The sequence below is a fragment of the Crossiella sp. SN42 genome (assembly GCF_023897065.1).
Classification (GTDB): domain Bacteria; phylum Actinomycetota; class Actinomycetes; order Mycobacteriales; family Pseudonocardiaceae; genus Crossiella.
Genome location: NZ_JAMHIV010000008.1, coordinates 67,390 through 84,096 on the forward strand (window position 1 = coordinate 67,390; position 16,707 = coordinate 84,096).

The window sequence follows — 16,707 nt, forward strand, 5'->3', positions numbered from 1 at the left end:
GGTGTGCCCCTTTTCCGTGTTGTCAGCGGGCCTCGGCCAGCAGCTCGCCGAGGCGGGTCACGCCGGTGACCAGGTCCTCATCACCCAGGGCGTAGGAGAGGCGGAAGTAGCCGGGGGTGCCGAAGGCCTCGCCGGGCACCACCGCGACCTCGGCCTCCTCCAGGACCAGCTCGGCCAGCTCCAGGCTGGTGGCCGGGCGGCGGCCGCGGATCTGCTTGCCGAGCAGCTCGCGCACGCTGGGATAGGCGTAGAAGGCGCCCTGCGGGGCCGGGCAGGTCACGCCGGGGATCTTGGTCAGCAGGTCCACCATGAGCAGCCTGCGGCGGTCGAAGGCCGCGCGCATCTCCGCCACCGCGTCCAGCGGGCCGGACACCGCGGCCAGCGCGGCCCGCTGGGCCACGTTGGCGACGTTGGAGCACAGGTGCGACTGGAGGTTGGTCGCGGCCGCCACCACGTCGCTGGGGCCCAGCAGCCAGCCGGCCCGCCAACCGGTCATCGCGTAGGTCTTGGCCACGCCGTTGACCACCACGCAGCGGTCGGCCAGCTCCGGCACGACCACCGGCATCGAGACGTGCTCGGCCCCGCCGTAGACCAGGTGCTCGTAGATCTCGTCGGCGAGCACCCAGATGTCGTTGGCCGCGGCCCAGCGGCCGATCGCGCGCACCTGCTCCGGCGGGTAGACCGCACCGGTGGGGTTGGACGGCGAGCAGAACAGCAGCACCTTGGTCCGCGGCGTGCGCGCGGCCTCCAGCTGCTCGACGCTGGCCAGGTAGCCGCTGGACTCGTCGGTGGGCACGACCACCGGCACGCCGCCGGCCAGCGTGATCGACTCCGGGTAGGTGGTCCAGTACGGGGCCGGCAGCAGGACCTCGTCGCCGGGGTCGAGCAGGGTGGCGAAGGCGGTGTAGACGGCCTGCTTGCCGCCGTTGGTGACCAGCACCTGGTTCGGCTGGAGGTCTAGTCCGGAGTCGCGCCTGGTCTTGTCCGCGATCGCGGCGCGCAGCTCGGGCAGGCCGCCGGGCGGGCTGTAGCGGTGGTTGCGGGTGTCCCGGCAGGCCGCCTCGGCAGCCGCGACGATGGGTCCGGGGGTGGGGAAGTCGGGTTCGCCCGCGCCGAAGCCGATCACCGGCCTGCCCTCGGCCTGGAGGGCCTTGGCCTTGCTGTCGACGGCGAGGGTGGCGGACGGGGCGATGCCGCCGATCCGCGCTGAGATGCGTGCGCCCATGACCGGCATCGTGGCAGAGCGCACGGGGGGCGCGGCGACCGCTTTTCGGGCGTCGACACCCCTTCCGACCACGCGGTTGGGGACTTCGGTGAGGTGTGCTCTACACTCATCGAACTGGGACGTCCGAACACCGAGCCCCACGCCCCACGTGGGGGTGGTGGAAGACGGCCTAAATCGCGGTTGCGGGCCTGTAGGCTGGGCAGTGATTGCGAAGGGGCGTAGCTCAATTGGCAGAGCAGCGGTCTCCAAAACCGCAGGTTGCAGGTTCAAGTCCTGTCGCCCCTGCGTCAAAGTGGTCGGTCGAGCGAAGGGCGGCGGCGTGAGCGAAGACCGCGAGCAGGAAACGCGGCCGGAGGACGAGAAGAAGGACTCCTCCCGCCCTGTTACCGCCGCGTCGCGGCGTGAACGTCGTGCCTCCGCCCGGCCGGAACGGGCTCGTCCCGCGAAGAAGGCCGACGAGTCCGAGGCCAAGGGCGCCAAGGGCAGGCCCACGCCCGCCCGGCGGACCAAGGAGAGCAAGGGCAACCCGATCAAGCGGATCGGGCGCTTCTTCCGCGAGGTGTTCTCCGAGCTGCGCAAGGTCATCTGGCCGACGCGCAAGCAGCTGGTCACCTACACCGCCGTGGTCCTGGTGTTCGTCACCTTCATGGTGGCGCTGGTCACCGGCCTTGACCTGGCCTTCGTGCAAGGCGTGACGTGGTTGTTCGACAACAAGTGACGCCCGCCCGCTGGGGTCGGCGTGAGGTCGTCGGCCACACGAGCAACGTTCGATAGGAAGCGAGACCGACTGTGACCTCACACGACGGCGGCCAGGAAGTGGCCGGCGTGACCGACGAGCAGGAGCACCCCGGCATCGAGGGTGACTCCGCGCAGGTCGAGCACGCTGGTTCGGACGCCGAGGAGTCCGCTGAGGTCGCAGACTCGGAAGACGAGGTCACCGAGGAGACCGCCGAGGAGGCGGAGCTCGCCGAGCCCGCCGCCGAGGAAGGCGACCCCGCCGACGAGCTGCGTGAGGCACTGCGGCACGCGCCCGGCGACTGGTACGTCGTGCACTCCTACGCCGGCTACGAGAACAAGGTCAAGGCGAACCTCGAGACCCGGATCCAGACCCTGGACCAGGAGGACTACATCTTCCAGGTCGAGGTGCCGACCGAAGAGGTCACCGAGATCAAGAACGGCCAGCGCAAGCTGGTGCAGCGCAAGGTGCTGCCCGGCTACATCCTGGTCCGCATGGAGCTGACCGACACCTCGTGGAGCGCGGTGCGCAACACCCCCGGTGTCACCGGCTTCGTCGGCGCCACCTCCAAGCCGTCCCCGCTGACGCTGGACGAGGTGCTGAAGTTCCTGCTCCCGCGGGTCGAGCAGGCCAAGCCCGAGAAGGGCGGCAAGCAGACCACCGCGACCGCCGCCAAGCCCACCGTCGAGGTGGACTTCGAGGTCGGCGAGTCGGTCACCGTCATGGACGGGCCGTTCGCCACCCTCCCGGCGACCATCAGCGAGGTCAACGCGGACGCGCAGAAGCTCAAGGTCCTGGTGTCGATCTTCGGCCGCGAGACTCCGGTCGAGCTGTCGTTCACCCAGGTCTCCAAGATCTGACCGCGCCGCCTCGGCAGGAGGCGCGGCGGCCGCGCCGGGGTCAGGCAAACCTCGACGTGGACATCCGGTGGGCACCGTGGCTCGGTGCCCACCTCAACACGGCAGAAGGAAAGACGAGATGCCGCCCAAGAAGAAGAAGCTGACAGCGATCATCAAGCTGCAGATCACCGCCGGTCAGGCGAACCCGGCACCGCCCGTTGGCCCCGCGCTGGGTCAGCACGGCGTCAACATCATGGAGTTCTGCAAGGCCTACAACGCCGCGACCGAGTCGCAGCGTGGCACCGTGGTGCCGGTCGAGATCTCCGTGTTCGAGGACCGCTCCTTCACCTTCGCGCTGAAGACGCCGCCGGCTGCCCGGCTGCTGCTGAAGGCCGCGGGCGTGGAGAAGGGCAGCGGCGAGCCGCACAAGACCAAGGTCGCCAAGGTGACCATGGACCAGGTGCGCGAGATCGCCCAGACCAAGATGGTCGACCTCAACGCCAACGACATCGACCAGGCCGCGAAGATCATCGCCGGTACCGCCCGCTCCATGGGCATCACCGTCGAGGGCTGAGTTCCCGCCGTTCTTCGCACCACCTGATCACCCCGTGGGAGAGCCAGGCGCTGGCTCGCTACCACAACTGACCTGAAGAAAAGGACAGCACCATGAAGCGCAGCAAGGCCTACCGCCAGGCAGCCGAGCTGATCGACCGCGACCGGCTGTACAGCCCGCTCGAGGCCGCTGAGCTCGCCAAGGAGACCTCCAAGGTCAAGCTGGACGCGACCGTCGAGGTCGCCATCCGCCTCGGCGTGGACCCCCGCAAGGCCGACCAGATGGTCCGCGGCACCGTGAACCTGCCGCACGGCACCGGCAAGACCGCCCGCGTCATCGTCTTCGCCGTCGGCGACAAGGCCGCTGAGGCCGAAGCCGCTGGCGCGGACGCGGTCGGCTCCGAAGAGTTGATCGAGCGCATCCAGGGCGGCTGGCTCGACTTCGACGCGGCGATTGCCACCCCGGACCAGATGGCCAAGGTCGGCCGGATCGCCCGCATCCTCGGCCCGCGCGGCCTGATGCCGAACCCGAAGACCGGCACCGTCACCCCGGATGTCACCAAGGCCGTCAACGACATCAAGGGCGGAAAGATCAACTTCCGCGTTGACAAGCAGGCCAACCTGCACCTGGTCATCGGCAAGACCTCCTTCGACAAGGACAAGCTGGTCGAGAACTACGCGGCCGCGCTGGACGAGGTCCTCCGCGCCAAGCCCTCGGCCGCCAAGGGCCGCTACGTCAAGAAGGTCACCTTCAGCACCACCATGGGCCCGGGCATCCCGGTCGACCCGGCCCGCACCCGCAACCTGCTGACCGACGAGGCCACCGCCTGATCGGCCGCAAACCCGGAACGGGGCGCTCTCCGCGAGGAGGGCGCCCCGTTTTCGTTCGTCCGGCTCAGCCGGTCAGGCAGTCGGCCGTCTCCTTCTCGTGCCCGGTGATCAGCCAGCCGCCATCGCCCTGCTTGGTCAGGATGAACACGCCGAGCCGCTCCCCACCGGTGACACCCAGGTCGCAGGAACGGACCTCCGAGGTGCTCCCGCTGGTGAAGGCGGCATTGTCCGGGATGTCCGGGTTTGCGTAGCGGGCCTTGTCGGTGACCTTCGCCGCGGCCGCCTGCGCCGCCTGCGCGCAGTCGGCGACCCCGAAGCTCTTCGCGAACGCGGCCTTGCCCGCCGCGGAGAACACCGCGCAGGCCTGCTTCGGATCACCGGCCACGTAGTGGTAGACGGTGCGCACCGCCTCCTTGGGCGAGGTCTGCTGCACGGTCTGGTCCTGCTGCCCCGCGCCGCCGTTGGACCCCCCGCCGCCGCGCAGCGGGCTGTCCTCGCAGCTGAAGAAGTAGAAGTAGGCGAGGATCAGCACCGCCGCGATCACCCCGTACTTGATCAGCCGGTTGCGCCAGGTCCGCTGCTTCGGCAGGCGTTTTTCCAGGCGCTGCACGATGCGGTCTTCGACCTCTCGCAGCTCCAGCTCGCGCTTGTCCACCTCACGCTTGGCCGGGGTGCCCTGGTCATCGAACTGTCGGTCCACCACTACCTCCTGTCCTGACACATGGTGCCGTCTCGGTCACCCGGCATGCTGACCTGGTGGCCGAAGCACCCGTATGGCACTTCTCCGAGGACCCCGGCATCACCGAGTTCCGCCCGCACCGCGCGCCCACCGCCCGCGATCCCGAGCCCGCGGTGTGGGCCGTGGACGAGGTCAGGGCCAGCGACTTCTGGTTTCCGAGGGACTGTCCGCGGGTGTTGTTCCGGCCGGAGCCGGGGCGGCAGCCCTCGTCGGCGGCGCTGGCGCTGCTCGGTGGGGCGCGGCAGGTCGCGGTGGTGGAGTGGGGGTGGTGGGCGCGGGTGTGCGGGGTGCGGCTGTTCCGGTACGCCTTCGCGCCGGGGCCGTTCCGGCGGTGCGCCAACCCGCGCTGGTACCTGACCGCGCGGGAGGCGGTGCGGCCGCTGGCGGTGGAACCGGTGGGGGATGTGGTGGCGCGGCACGCGGCGGCCGGGATCGAGCTGCGGCTGGCGCCGAACCTGTGGCCGGTGGCCGGGCTGGTGGAGCGGAGCGGGCTGGAGTTCTCCATGATCCGGATGCGCAACGCCCTGCCCCGCCCGGCCGATTTGGAGCCTTGACAGGCCGTCGCGTAGTCTGGTCGCAGTTCCACCAAAGACCGCTGGTCTTTCCCTGTCCGGTTCTCCGGACCGGGAGACGAAGGCCCCGTGATCACGAGGGCGGCCCGCGCAGGAGGACGAGGCAAGTTTCGCGCGTTCGTTCGCGCGTCTTTCACGCCCCGTGCCTGTGCGCCGGGGCGTTCGTCGTCTCCGGGCCCCATTCATAGAGCTTGGAGAGGAGGCGACCATGGCGAAGCCCGACAAGGTTCAGGCCGTCGCCGAGATCACGGAGAAGTTCCGTGGTAGCTCGGCCACGGTTGTCACCGAGTACCGCGGGCTCTCCATGGCGCAGCTGACGGAGCTGCGTCGTGCCCTCGGTACGGGCACCACGTACACCGTCGCGAAGAACACGCTGGTGAAGCGTGCCGCTGAGGATGCCGGCATGGCCAGCCTCGCGGACCTGCTGGTCGGCCCGACCGCGATCGCCTTCATCGAGGGTGAGCCGGTCGACGCCGCGAAGGCGCTGCGCAACTTCGCGAAGGACAACAAGGCCCTTGTCATCAAGGGTGGCTTCATGGAGGGCAAGCCGCTCTCCATCGATGAGGTCAACCGAATCGCGGACCTCGAGTCCCGTGAGGTGCTGCTCGCCAAGCTGGCGGGCGCGATGAAGGGCAACCTGGCCAAGGCCGCCGGTCTGTTCGCCGCTCCGGCGTCGCAGGTCGCGCGTCTGGCGCAGGCCCTGGCGGACAAGCGTGCTGCGGAGGGTGGCGCCGCGGCGCCGGCCGACGCCGCCGACGCGCCTGCCGAGAGCTGACCAAACACCGAACCGCGCCGCGTGATCACCGCGTCGCAACGTATTTGAGAGGAACGCCACAATGGCGAAGCTCAGCACCGAAGAGCTGCTCGACGTCTTCAAGGAAATGACCCTGCTCGAGCTCTCCGCGTTCGTGAAGGAGTTCGAGGAGACCTTCGAGGTCACCGCCACCGCGCCGGTCGCCCTTGCCGCCGCCGCCCCGGGCGCCGCTCCGGCCGAGGCCGCCGAGGAGCAGGACGAGTTCGACGTCGTCCTCGAGTCCGCCGGTGACAAGAAGATCCAGGTCATCAAGGTCGTGCGTGAGATCGTCTCCGGCCTGGGCCTGAAGGAGGCCAAGGAGCTCGTCGAGGGCGCGCCGAAGCCGGTCCTGGAGAAGGTCGCCAAGGAGGCCGCCGAGGCCGCCAAGGAGAAGCTGGAAGCCGCTGGCGCCAAGATCACCGTCAAGTGATCCGAGCGGCTTCGGCCGCTTGAGCACAGCAGCGTAGCTACGCAGCGGGGCGGGTTCCCTACCGGGAGCCCGCCCCGCTGTCGTGTGTGCGCGCCTTGTCCGATCGCGTTATACACCTGTGACCGCTAACCCAACTGGGCAGTAACTTGCTGCGGCAACGCTCGTTGCACCAGTGTGACGCCGGTCGCTACGGCGTCGATCTGTCCCTGGGCAGGCACGGACGAGCCGCAGTGAAGCGGGAGGTGCGATGGGCGTCGAGGTGGTCGTCGAAGGCCTGAGCAAGTCCTTCGGCAGGCAGGCCATCTGGGGAGATGTCACGCTGACCTTGCCGCCGGGCGAGATCAGCGTGCTGTTGGGCCCCTCGGGTACCGGAAAGTCGGTCTTCCTCAAGTCGCTCGTCGGGCTGCTCCGGCCGGAACACGGCCGAGTGATGATCAACGGCGTGGACATCTGCAGCTGTTCCGAGCACAAGCTGTACGAGATCCGCAAGCTCTTCGGCGTGCTGTTCCAGGACGGCGCGCTGTTCGGCTCGATGAACCTCTTCGACAACATCGCCTTCCCCTTGCGTGAGCACACCCGCAAGAGCGAGGCCGAGGTGCGCCGCCTCGTGCTGGAGAAGATGGAGATGGTCGGCCTCATCGGCGCGGAGAAGAAGCTGCCCGGTGAGATCTCCGGCGGTATGCGCAAGCGCGCCGGCCTGGCCCGCGCGCTGATCCTGGACCCGGAGATCATCCTGTTCGACGAGCCGGACTCCGGCCTCGACCCGGTCCGGGTGGCCTACCTGAACCAGCTGATCGTCGACCTCAACGCGCAGATCGACGCCACCTTCCTGATCGTCACCCACGACATCGGCACCGCGCGCACCGTGCCGGACAACATCGGCATGCTCTTCCGCCGCGAGCTGGTCATGTTCGGTCCGCGCGAGGTGCTGCTGACCTCCACCGAGCCGGTGGTGGAGCAGTTCCTCAACGGCCGCCGCGAGGGCCCGATCGGCATGAGCGAGGAGAAGGACGCGGCCCAGGCCGCCGCCGAGCTCGCCGCCCTGGCCGCCAACGGCGGCAGCACCCTCGGCGGGCCCAAGGGCGGTGGCGGCACCGGCATCGTGCCGCAGATCGAGGTCAGCCCCGGCCTGCCGGTGCGGGCCGCGGTGCGCCGCCGCAAGGAGCGGGTGATGCGCATCCTGCACACCCTGCCGCCGATCGCGCAGCAGGCCATCGTGGCCAGCCTCACCCCGGACGAGCAGGCCTACTTCGGCGTCTACGCGGGTGCGGCCGCGCCGCGGCGCACGCAGCAGCTGACCCAGCCGCCCAGCCCGCAGTCCCGGGAGCCGTGGCAGCCCTCGCCGTGGACCAGGCCGGGAGGCCAGCCATGACCAGGCCCACGGCGAAGTTCCCCGGCGCGGGCGCGCTGGCCGAGACCGGCCGGATGTTCGCCCTCGGCCTGGACACCACCAGGGCGATGGTCAAGCGCCCGTTCCAGTTCCGCGAGTTCATCCAGCAGTGCTGGTTCATCGCCAGCGTCACCATCCTGCCCACCGCGCTGGTCGCGATCCCCTTCGGCGCGGTCATCGCGCTCCAGCTCGGCTCGCTGACCAGGCAGATCGGCGCGCAGTCCTTCACCGGCGCGGCCAGCGTGCTGGCGGTGATCCAGCAGGCCAGCCCGATCGTGACCGCGCTGCTGATCGCCGGCGCGGGCGGCTCGGCGATCTGCGCGGACCTGGGCTCGCGCAAGATCAGGGACGAGATCGACGCGATGGAGGTGCTCGGCGTCTCGCCGATCCAGCGCCTGGTGGTGCCGAGGGTGCTGGCCGCGATGCTGGTCGCCGTGCTGCTCAACGGCATGGTCAGCGTGGTCGGCGTGCTCGGCGGATACTTCTTCAACGTGGTCATGCAGGGCGGCACCCCAGGGGCCTACCTGGCCAGCTTCTCCGCGCTGGCCCAGCTACCGGACCTGTGGATCAGCGAGATCAAGGCGCTGATCTTCGGCTTCATCGCGGGCATCGTGGCCGCCTACCGCGGGCTCAACCCGGCCGGTGGCCCCAAGGGCGTCGGCGACGCGGTGAACCAGTCCGTGGTGATCACCTTCCTGCTGCTGTTCTTCGTCAACTTCGTGCTGACCACGGTGTACCTGCAGCTCGTCCCGGCGAAGGGCATGTGATGCCGACCCTCGGCGATCGGCTCCGGAACGCGGCGAACCGGCCCCTGCACGGCCTGGACGCGCTCGGCGACCAGCTGTCCTTCTACCTGCGGGCGCTGGCCTGGGTGCCGCGCGCGCTGCGCCGCTACATGCGGGAGACGCTGCGGCTGCTGGCCGAGGTCAGCTTCGGCAGCGGCGCGCTCGCGGTCATCGGCGGCACCATCGGCGTGATGATCGGCCTGACCCTGTTCACCGGCACCGTGGTCGGCCTGCAGGGCTACGCGGCGCTGAACCAGATCGGCACCTCGGCCTTCGCCGGGTTCGTCTCGGCCTACTTCAACACCCGCGAGATCGCGCCACTGGTGGCCGGCCTCGCGCTCTCGGCGACGGTGGGCTCCGGCTTCACCGCCCAGCTCGGCGCGATGCGCATCTCCGAGGAGATCGACGCGCTGGAGGTGATGGGCGTGCCCAGCCTGCCGTTCCTGGTGACGACCCGGATCATCGCCGGGTTCGTCGCGGTGATCCCGCTGTACGTGATCGGCCTGCTGACCTCCTACCTGGCCTCGCGCACGATCACGACCGAGTTCTACGGGCAGTCGGCTGGCACCTACGACCACTACTTCAACCTGTTCCTGCCACCGGAGGACGTGCTCTGGTCCTTCGGCAAGGTGCTCGTGTTCAGCGTGGTCATCATCATGACCCACTGCTACTACGGCTACCGGGCCAGCGGCGGGCCGGCCGGCGTCGGCGTCGCGGTCGGCCGGGCCGTGCGCACCGCGATCGTGACCACCGCGCTGCTGGACTTCTTCCTCAGCCTGGCGATCTGGGGCACGACGACCACCGTGAGGATCGCTGGATGACCGCTCGTTCCACCCTGCCCGTCCTGCGCCGCCGACTTCTCGGTGTCGTGTTCCTGGCGGTCATCGCACTGCTGCTCGGGCTGTCCGTGGCGGTCTACCGCGGCGACTTCGAGCGCACCGCGGCGGTCACGCTGCGCACCGACCACATCGGCAACCAGCTGATGACCGAGTCCGACGTGAAGGTGCGCGGGCTCATCGTCGGCGAGGTCAAGCGCGTCTCCAGCAAGGGCGACGGCGCCGAGCTGGAGCTGGCCCTGCAGCCGGACAAGCTGGCGCTGATCCCCAAGGACGTCACCGCCCGGCTGCTGCCCAAGACCCTCTTCGGCGAGCGCTACGTCGCGCTGGTACCCACCGGCAAGCCGGCCGGCGGGCACCTGGCCGCGGGCGATGTGATCAGCCAGGACCGCAGCAGCTCCGCGATCGAGCTGGAGCGGGTGCTGTCCAACCTGATGCCGGTCTTGCAGGCGGTGCAGCCGCAGAAGCTGGCCAGCACGCTCGGCTCGATGGCCACCGCGCTGGACGGGCGCGGCGACCAGTTGGGCGAGACGCTGACCCTGCTCAACCGCTACCTGCGCGAGCTGAACCCGGCGCTGCCCGACCTCAAGGCGGACATCACCGCGCTGGCCGATGTCAGCGGCACCTACGACAAGGCCGCGCCGGAGTTGTTGCAGGCGCTGGCCGACCTGACCACCACCACGAAGACGGTGGCCGAGCAGCGCACCAACCTGCAGACGCTCTACACCAGCGTGGGCAACACCTCGGCCGACCTCACCGGGTTCCTGGCCGCCAACCGCAACAACCTGATCAGGGTGGCCCAGGACAGCAGGCCGCTGCTGGACGTGCTGGCCAAGTACGCGCCGGAATATCCCTGCTTCCTCAAGGGGATGGCCGAGCTGGTGCCGAGGCTGGACAAGGCCTTCGGCAAGGGCACCAGCTCGCCCGGCCTGCGGATCACCATGGAGATCACTGCGAACCGTGGGAAGTACGTGCCGAACCAGGACGAGCCCCGTTACGGGGACAAGCGCGGGCCGCGCTGCTACGACATCCACCCGAGGCCCGAGCCGTTCCCGCAGTACCCGCCGGAGGGCCCAGTGAAGGACGGCAGCAAGCCGCCGCCCGCCGCGCGCAGCGCCAACGATGGCCTGAACCCGCCGATCAACGTGCAGAACGGCGGTCACGTGGCCCCGTCCGCGGCCTCCGGCGGTGTCGCGGACACCGGGATCGCGAACTCCTCGGCCGAACAGGACTTCCTGGCCGCGCTGATCGCCGGGCAGCTCGGCGTCGCGCCGCAGCAGGTGCCCAGCTGGGCCAGCCTGGTGCTCGGCCCGGCCTACCGCGGCACGGAGGTGACGCTGAAATGAGGGGACTCACCGCGCCGCTGGTCAAGTTCACCGTGTTCGTGGTGGTGACCGTGCTGGCCACCACGCTGCTGGCGATCACCATCGCCAACTCCGACCTGCGCGACTCAGCCGGCTACCTGGCCCGGTTCACCGACGTCACCTCGCTCAACCCCGGTGACGACGTGCGCATCGCCGGGGTCAAGGTGGGCGAGGTGGAGGAGGTCAAGGTCGCCGACCGGCGGCTGGCCGAGGTCCGGTTCTCCGTTGAGCAGCAACGGAAACTGCCCGCCACGGTGACCGCCACGGTCAAGTACCGCAACCTGGTCGGCCAGCGCTACATCGCGCTGGAGCAGGGCTCCGGCGGTGCGGGCACGCTGCCGCCCGGCGGGGTCATCCCGCTGGAGCGCACCCGGCCCGCGCTGGACCTGACCGCGCTGTTCAACGGGTTCAAGCCGCTGTTCCAGGCGCTCAACCCCGACGACGTGAACAAGCTGTCCTACGAGATCGTCCAGGTGTTGCAGGGCGAAGGCGGCACCATCACCAGCCTGCTCGCGCACACCGCCTCGCTGACCACCACCATCGCCGGCAAGGACAAGGTGATCGGCGAGGTGGTGGACAACCTCAACCAGGTGCTTGGCGCGGTCAACGAACGCGACCAGCAGCTCAGCGGCCTGGTCACTCAGCTCCAGCAGCTGGTTTCCGGGCTGTCCCAGGACCGCCAGCCGATCGGCGAGGCGATCACCGCGCTCGGCTCGCTGACCAACGCCACCGCCGGACTGCTGGACGGGGCGCGGGAACCGCTGCGCAAGGACATCGACCAGCTGGGCAAGCTGGCCAAGAACCTGGGCGACGGCAACGACATCGTGGAGGGCATCCTGCAGCGGATGCCGAAGAAGCTGGAGACGATCACCCGCACCGCGACCTACGGCTCCTGGTTCAACTTCTTCCTGTGCGAGGCCAGCGGCCAGGTCACCGTGCCGATCATCAACAAGCCGGTGGAGATCCCGGTCATGCCCAACACCCAGCCGAGGTGCAAGGCATGAAGCCCTTTCGCGAGCGCAACCCCATCACCATCGGCCTGGTCAGCCTGACCGTGCTGACCCTTGGCCTGCTCAGCGTGTTCTTCCTCGAGGACCTGCCCATCGTGGGCGGCGGCACCAGCTACCGGGCCCAGTTCAGCGAGGCCGCCGGGCTCAAGCCGGATGACGAGGTGCGGGTGGCCGGGGTCAAGGTCGGCAAGGTCGCCGACGTGGAGCTGGCGAAGGACCACGTGCTGGTCACCTTCCGGGTGGACGACGCCTGGGTCGGCGACCGCAGCACCGCGGCCATCAAGATCAAGACGTTGCTGGGCCAGAAGTTCCTCGCGCTGGACCCGCAGGGCGCCGCCCCGCTCAAGCCCAGCGAGGCGATCCCGCGCGAGCGCACCATGTCGCCCTACGACGTGACCGAGGCGTTCACCGGCCTGGCGAACACCGTCGGCCAGATCGACACCGATCAGCTGGCCAAGAGCTTCCAGGTCATCGCGACCACCTTCCGGGACACCCCGGATGAGGTGCGCGGCGCACTGGACGGGCTCAACGCGCTGTCCAAGACCATCTCCAGCCGGGACGACCAGCTGGCGAAACTGCTGGCCAACACCAACTCGATCAGCAAGACGCTGGCCGACCGCAACGCCGAGTTCGAGAAGCTGCTCGGCGACGGCAACAAGCTGCTGGCCGAGATCCGCAAGCGCAAGGACGCGATCAGCTCGCTGCTCGACGGCACCCGCAAGCTGTCCACCGAGCTGCAGGGCCTGGTGGCTGACAACAAGGACCAGCTGCGCCCGGCGCTGGCCCAGCTGGAGCGGGTGACCACCATGTTGCAGCGCAACCAGGACAGCCTCGGCCGCAGCATCAACCTGCTGGCCCCGTTCGTCCGGGTGTTCGCCAACACCCTGGGCAACGGCCGCTGGTTCGACACCTACATCTGCGGGCTGCTGCCGCCCTCGCTCGGCCCGATCAACCCGGAGGGGTGCCGCCCATGAGCACTCCGCTCAAGGCCAGGCCGGACCTGGCCCGGATCATCGCCTTCGGCGCGGTGGTGGTGCTGCTGCTCACCGCGACCCTGTGGTGGGTGCTGGCCCGCCCGGCCGGACGGCTGGTCACCGCGTACTTCTCCGCGGGCGTCGGCGTGTACGAGGGCGGCGACGTGCGGGTGCTCGGCGTGCGGGTGGGCACCATCGACAAGGTTGAGCCGCAGGGCACCCAGGTCAAGGTCGAGATGCGGGTGGACCGCGAGGTCGAGCTGCCCGCCCAGCCCAACGCCGCGGTGGTCAACCCGAGCGTGGTCAGCGACCGGTACGTGCAGCTGGCCCCGGTGTACACCGGCGGCCCGAAACTGGGCGAGAACACGGTGATCCCGCGCGAGCGCACGGTCACCCCGATGGAGCTGGACGAGGTCTACGGCAGCCTGGACAAGCTGACCACCGCGCTGGGACCCAAGGGCGCCAACAAGAACGGCGCGCTGTCCCAGCTGCTCGACGTCAGCGCGGACAACCTGGCGGGCAACGGCGCGAAGCTGCGGGACACCATCCGCGAGCTGGGCGACGCCGCGGGCACGCTCAACGGCGCGCGGGAGGACCTGTTCGGCACGGTCGACAACCTGCGCAAGTTCACCTCGATGCTGGCCGCCAACGACAAGCAGGTGCGCGAGTTCAACACCCAGCTGGCCGATGTGAACCGGTTCCTGGCCGGCGAGCGCGAGGACCTGGGCGCCGCGGTGCGCGAGCTGGCCGCCGCGCTGGTCAGCGTGGAGGGCTTCATCAGGGACAACCGGGAGCAGCTGAAGTCCAATGTGGACAAGCTGGCGAGTATCACCAAGGTGCTGGTGGACCAGCGGGCCGCGCTGGCCGAGGTGCTCGACGTGGCCCCGCTGGCCCTGGGCAACCTGCAGAACACCTACAACGCGGCCAGTGGCACCCTGGATACCCGGGCGAATATCAACGAGCTGACCAGGCCGCCGATCGTGATGGTCTGCGAGCTGCTCCGGCAGACCACGCCGAAGGAGCTGCCGCAGACCCTGGCCGACATCTGCGGCAAGCTCGCCGGGGTGGTCGACGGCGTGGTCAAGCTGCCCAGCGTGGCCGATGTGATCACCTCGCTCCAGCAGGGCAAGGTGCCGCAGCTGCCACCGCTGCTGGGCACGCCGCCCGGGAAGGGGCAGCGATGAAGACCACGCTCCGGATCGCCGGACTCGCGCTGACCGCCAGCCTGCTCGCCGGGTGCGGCATCGGCGAGTTCACCGGGCTGTACAACGTGTCCCTGCCCGGCGGGGCCGACGTCGGCGACCACCCGTACCGGGTCAAGGTGCGGTTCAAGGACGTGCTCGACCTGGTCCCGCAGGCCGGGGTGAAGGTCAACGACGTGCCGGTCGGCCGGGTGGAGAGCGTGGCGCTGGCCCAGGACGGCTGGACCGCCGAGGTCACCGTGCTGGTCAACGGCGAGGTGAAGCTGCCGGCCAACGCCGATGCCAAGCTCCGCCAGTCCAGCCTGCTCGGGGAGAAGTTCGTCGAGCTGGCCGCGCCCAAGTCCCCGCAGGGCAGCCTGGCCGACGGCGCGCTGATCCCGCTGGAGCGGACCAACCGCAACCCGGAGGTCGAGGAGGTCTTCGGCGCGCTGTCCCTGCTGCTCAACGGCGGCGGGGTGGCCCAGCTGCAGACCATCACCAGGGAGCTGAACAAGGCCCTCTCCGGCCGGGAGCCGGAGCTGCGCGAGCTGCTGGGCAACGTGGACAAGCTGGTCAGCACGCTGGACGGGCACAAGGGCGAGATCGCCCGCGCGCTGGACGGGCTGAACCGGCTCTCCGCCACCCTGGTCGGCCAGATCGGCAACATCAAGAAGGCGCTGGACGGGCTGGAGCCCGGCCTGAAGGTGCTCGCCGAGCAGCGGCAGCAGCTGGTCGGCATGCTGCAGGCGCTGGACCGGCTCTCCGGGGTGGCCACCGACGTGGTCAACCGCAGCAAGGACGACGTGATCCACGACCTCAGGGCGCTCACGCCCACCCTGCAGAAGCTCGCCGAGGCTGGCCAGAACCTGCCCAAGGGCTTCGAGGTGCTGCTCACCTTCCCGTTCCCGGACTCCGCGGTGGACGGCATCAAGGGCGACTTCACCAACCTGCACGCCAAGATCGACCTCGACCTGAGCCGCATCCTGGACAACCTGGGCAGCTCCCGGCAGGGCCTGCTCGGCCCGCCGTCCGCAGGGCCGCAGCAGCCTGGCGCGGCCCCGCCGCTGCTGCCCGGCCTGCCAGGGCTGCCCACCCCGCCGACGCCGAACCGGCCGGGCGGCGGGTCGCAGCAGGGCGGCCTCGGCGGCCTGATCGGCTCGCTGCTGGGCGGTGGTCGCTGATGATGACCAGCCGCATCCGCATCCAGATCATCGCGTTCGTGCTGATCGCCCTGGTCGGGGTGAGCTACGCCGGGGCCCGCTACGCCGGGATGGACCGGCTGTTCGGGCCGCGCGGCTACGTGGTGACCATGAAGCTGGCCGACTCCGGCGGCATCTTCACCAACGCCGAGGTGACCTACCGCGGCGTCACGGTCGGCCGGGTCGGGCAGCTGCGGCTCACCGACCACGGCCTCGAGGTCGAGCTGGACATCGACGAAGGCTTCGACCGGATCCCGGCCGACACCAAGGCCGTGGTGACCAACCGGTCCGCGGTCGGCGAGCAGTACGTGGACCTGCGGCCCAACACCGACACCGGGCCGTACCTGGCCGGTGGCTCGGTGATCAGCGTGGACCGCACCGCCACCCCGCCGCCGGTGGAGACGCTGCTGGCCAACCTGGACGGGCTGACCACCTCGGTGCCGCTGGACTCGCTGCGCACCGTGGTGGACGAGCTGGGCACCGCCTTCGACGGCACCGGGCCGCAGCTGCAGCGGCTGCTGGACACCACCTCGGTGTTCACCAAGGACGCGGTGAAGAACCTGCCGCAGACCCTGGAGCTGCTGCGCAAGGCGCGCACCGTGCTGGGCACGCAGAACCAGCAGTCCTCCTCGATCACCTCCTTCAGCAAGGACCTGCGGCTGCTGGCCGACCAGCTCAAGCAGTCCGATCCGGACCTGCGCAGGCTGATCGAGAACACGCCGAAGGCCACCGAGCAGGTCAGCGGGCTGCTGCGGGAGTCCGGCCAGGGCATCTCCGAGCTGACCGCGAACCTGCTCACCACGGTCGACGTCGCACTGCCCCGCAAGGACGGCCTGGAACAGGCCATGGTCACCTATCCGCTGGTGGTCGGCGGCGCGTTCACGGTGGCCCCCGGCGACGGCACCGCGCACTTCGGCCTGGCCATCAACCTGTTCGACCCGCCGCCCTGCACCAAGGGCTACGAGAAGACCAAGCGCAGGCCGGGCAACGCGACCGGGCCGATCGCGCTGAACACCCAGGCGTACTGCGCGGAGGGACCCGGCAGTCCGGTCGACGTGCGCGGGGCGCAGAACGCGCCTTACGGTGGCAGGCCGATGACCCCGCCGCCCTCGACCAAGCTGGTGGGCCCGGCCAGGCAGCCGCAGCCGGGCGCCGCGTCCGGCCTGCTCGCGCTGTTGCAGTTGCCAGGCAGCCAGGCGCCGCGCAGTCTGGCCCAGATGCTCGGCCTGTCCGGCTGAGCGAGCTTTGGAG

Annotated in this window: 18 protein-coding genes and 1 tRNA gene; 17 read left to right on the top strand and 2 right to left on the bottom strand. The window is 69.8% G+C overall.

Going from position 1 to position 16,707, the window contains the following annotated elements; genetic code table 11:
- Window positions 1-22: 22 nt before the first annotated feature.
- Window positions 23-1,225: a pyridoxal phosphate-dependent aminotransferase gene (locus M8C13_RS11535; protein ID WP_252480518.1), complete on the bottom strand. Its 1,203-nt coding sequence runs from the start codon at window positions 1,223-1,225 to the stop codon at window positions 23-25.
- Window positions 1,226-1,437: 212 nt separating this feature from the next.
- Between M8C13_RS11535 and M8C13_RS11540 the strand changes: the two genes are divergently transcribed.
- From M8C13_RS11540 to rplA, 5 genes are all read left to right on the top strand, one after another.
- Window positions 1,438-1,510, top strand: a tRNA-Trp gene (locus M8C13_RS11540).
- 34 nt (window positions 1,511-1,544) lie between these two features.
- Window positions 1,545-1,943, top strand: a complete 399-nt coding sequence (gene secE, locus M8C13_RS11545) for a preprotein translocase subunit SecE (RefSeq protein ID WP_252480519.1) — start codon at window positions 1,545-1,547, stop codon at window positions 1,941-1,943.
- Between the two features lie 71 nt (window positions 1,944-2,014).
- Window positions 2,015-2,821, top strand: coding sequence for a transcription termination/antitermination protein NusG (gene nusG / locus M8C13_RS11550; RefSeq protein WP_252480520.1), 807 nt, complete (start codon window positions 2,015-2,017; stop codon window positions 2,819-2,821).
- A 118-nt stretch (window positions 2,822-2,939) separates the two neighbouring features.
- Window positions 2,940-3,374 carry a 50S ribosomal protein L11 gene (gene rplK / locus M8C13_RS11555; protein ID WP_185000499.1) on the top strand — a complete coding sequence of 145 codons (435 nt, stop codon included), beginning with the start codon at window positions 2,940-2,942 and terminating at the stop codon, window positions 3,372-3,374.
- Between the two features lie 92 nt (window positions 3,375-3,466).
- A complete protein-coding gene (gene rplA, locus M8C13_RS11560) occupies window positions 3,467-4,183 on the top strand; it encodes a 50S ribosomal protein L1 (protein ID WP_252480521.1) in 717 nt (238 codons plus the stop codon).
- Between the two features lie 64 nt (window positions 4,184-4,247).
- Here rplA and M8C13_RS11565 read toward each other — a convergent pair whose 3' ends face one another.
- Complete coding sequence (locus M8C13_RS11565; RefSeq protein ID WP_252480522.1) at window positions 4,248-4,883, bottom strand: hypothetical protein; 636 nt, start codon at window positions 4,881-4,883, stop codon at window positions 4,248-4,250.
- A gap of 56 nt (window positions 4,884-4,939) precedes the next feature.
- On the opposite strand from M8C13_RS11565, the gene M8C13_RS11570 reads away from it, so the two are divergent.
- The 12 genes from M8C13_RS11570 to M8C13_RS11625 all read left to right on the top strand — a co-directional run bounded on the left by M8C13_RS11570 (window position 4,940) and on the right by M8C13_RS11625 (window position 16,694).
- On the top strand, window positions 4,940-5,476 hold the full coding sequence (locus M8C13_RS11570) for a DUF6886 family protein (protein ID WP_252480523.1): 537 nt from the start codon (window positions 4,940-4,942) through the stop codon (window positions 5,474-5,476).
- Window positions 5,477-5,702: 226 nt separating this feature from the next.
- Entirely contained in the window at window positions 5,703-6,269 is a 567-nt protein-coding gene (rplJ, locus tag M8C13_RS11575; RefSeq protein ID WP_252480524.1) for a 50S ribosomal protein L10, read from the top strand.
- A 61-nt stretch (window positions 6,270-6,330) separates the two neighbouring features.
- Window positions 6,331-6,717, top strand: coding sequence for a 50S ribosomal protein L7/L12 (gene rplL / locus M8C13_RS11580; RefSeq protein ID WP_252480525.1), 387 nt, complete (start codon window positions 6,331-6,333; stop codon window positions 6,715-6,717).
- 247 nt (window positions 6,718-6,964) lie between these two features.
- Window positions 6,965-8,089: an ABC transporter ATP-binding protein gene (locus tag M8C13_RS11585; RefSeq protein WP_252480526.1), complete on the top strand. Its 1,125-nt coding sequence runs from the start codon at window positions 6,965-6,967 to the stop codon at window positions 8,087-8,089.
- A complete protein-coding gene (locus tag M8C13_RS11590; RefSeq protein ID WP_252480527.1) occupies window positions 8,086-8,874 on the top strand; it encodes an ABC transporter permease in 789 nt (262 codons plus the stop codon). Before M8C13_RS11585 ends, M8C13_RS11590 begins: the two co-directional genes overlap by 4 nt.
- Window positions 8,874-9,713 carry an ABC transporter permease gene (locus tag M8C13_RS11595; protein WP_252480528.1) on the top strand — a complete coding sequence of 280 codons (840 nt, stop codon included), beginning with the start codon at window positions 8,874-8,876 and terminating at the stop codon, window positions 9,711-9,713. The genes M8C13_RS11590 and M8C13_RS11595 overlap by 1 nt, the downstream gene beginning before the upstream one ends.
- The gene (locus tag M8C13_RS11600; RefSeq protein WP_252480529.1) at window positions 9,710-11,074 is read left to right on the top strand and encodes an MCE family protein; all 1,365 of its coding nucleotides are present in this window, start codon (window positions 9,710-9,712) and stop codon (window positions 11,072-11,074) included. Before M8C13_RS11595 ends, M8C13_RS11600 begins: the two co-directional genes overlap by 4 nt.
- The gene (locus tag M8C13_RS11605; protein WP_252480530.1) at window positions 11,071-12,096 is read left to right on the top strand and encodes an MCE family protein; all 1,026 of its coding nucleotides are present in this window, start codon (window positions 11,071-11,073) and stop codon (window positions 12,094-12,096) included. The genes M8C13_RS11600 and M8C13_RS11605 overlap by 4 nt, the downstream gene beginning before the upstream one ends.
- On the top strand, window positions 12,093-13,076 hold the full coding sequence (locus M8C13_RS11610; RefSeq protein WP_252480531.1) for an MCE family protein: 984 nt from the start codon (window positions 12,093-12,095) through the stop codon (window positions 13,074-13,076). Before M8C13_RS11605 ends, M8C13_RS11610 begins: the two co-directional genes overlap by 4 nt.
- Window positions 13,073-14,260, top strand: a complete 1,188-nt coding sequence (locus tag M8C13_RS11615; protein WP_252480532.1) for an MCE family protein — start codon at window positions 13,073-13,075, stop codon at window positions 14,258-14,260. The genes M8C13_RS11610 and M8C13_RS11615 overlap by 4 nt, the downstream gene beginning before the upstream one ends.
- Window positions 14,257-15,438, top strand: coding sequence for an MCE family protein (locus tag M8C13_RS11620; protein ID WP_252480533.1), 1,182 nt, complete (start codon window positions 14,257-14,259; stop codon window positions 15,436-15,438). The genes M8C13_RS11615 and M8C13_RS11620 overlap by 4 nt, the downstream gene beginning before the upstream one ends.
- Window positions 15,438-16,694 (top strand): MCE family protein, encoded by a 1,257-nt coding sequence (locus tag M8C13_RS11625; protein WP_374213058.1) that lies wholly within the window; start codon window positions 15,438-15,440, stop codon window positions 16,692-16,694. The genes M8C13_RS11620 and M8C13_RS11625 overlap by 1 nt, the downstream gene beginning before the upstream one ends.
- Window positions 16,695-16,707 lie beyond the last annotated feature (13 nt).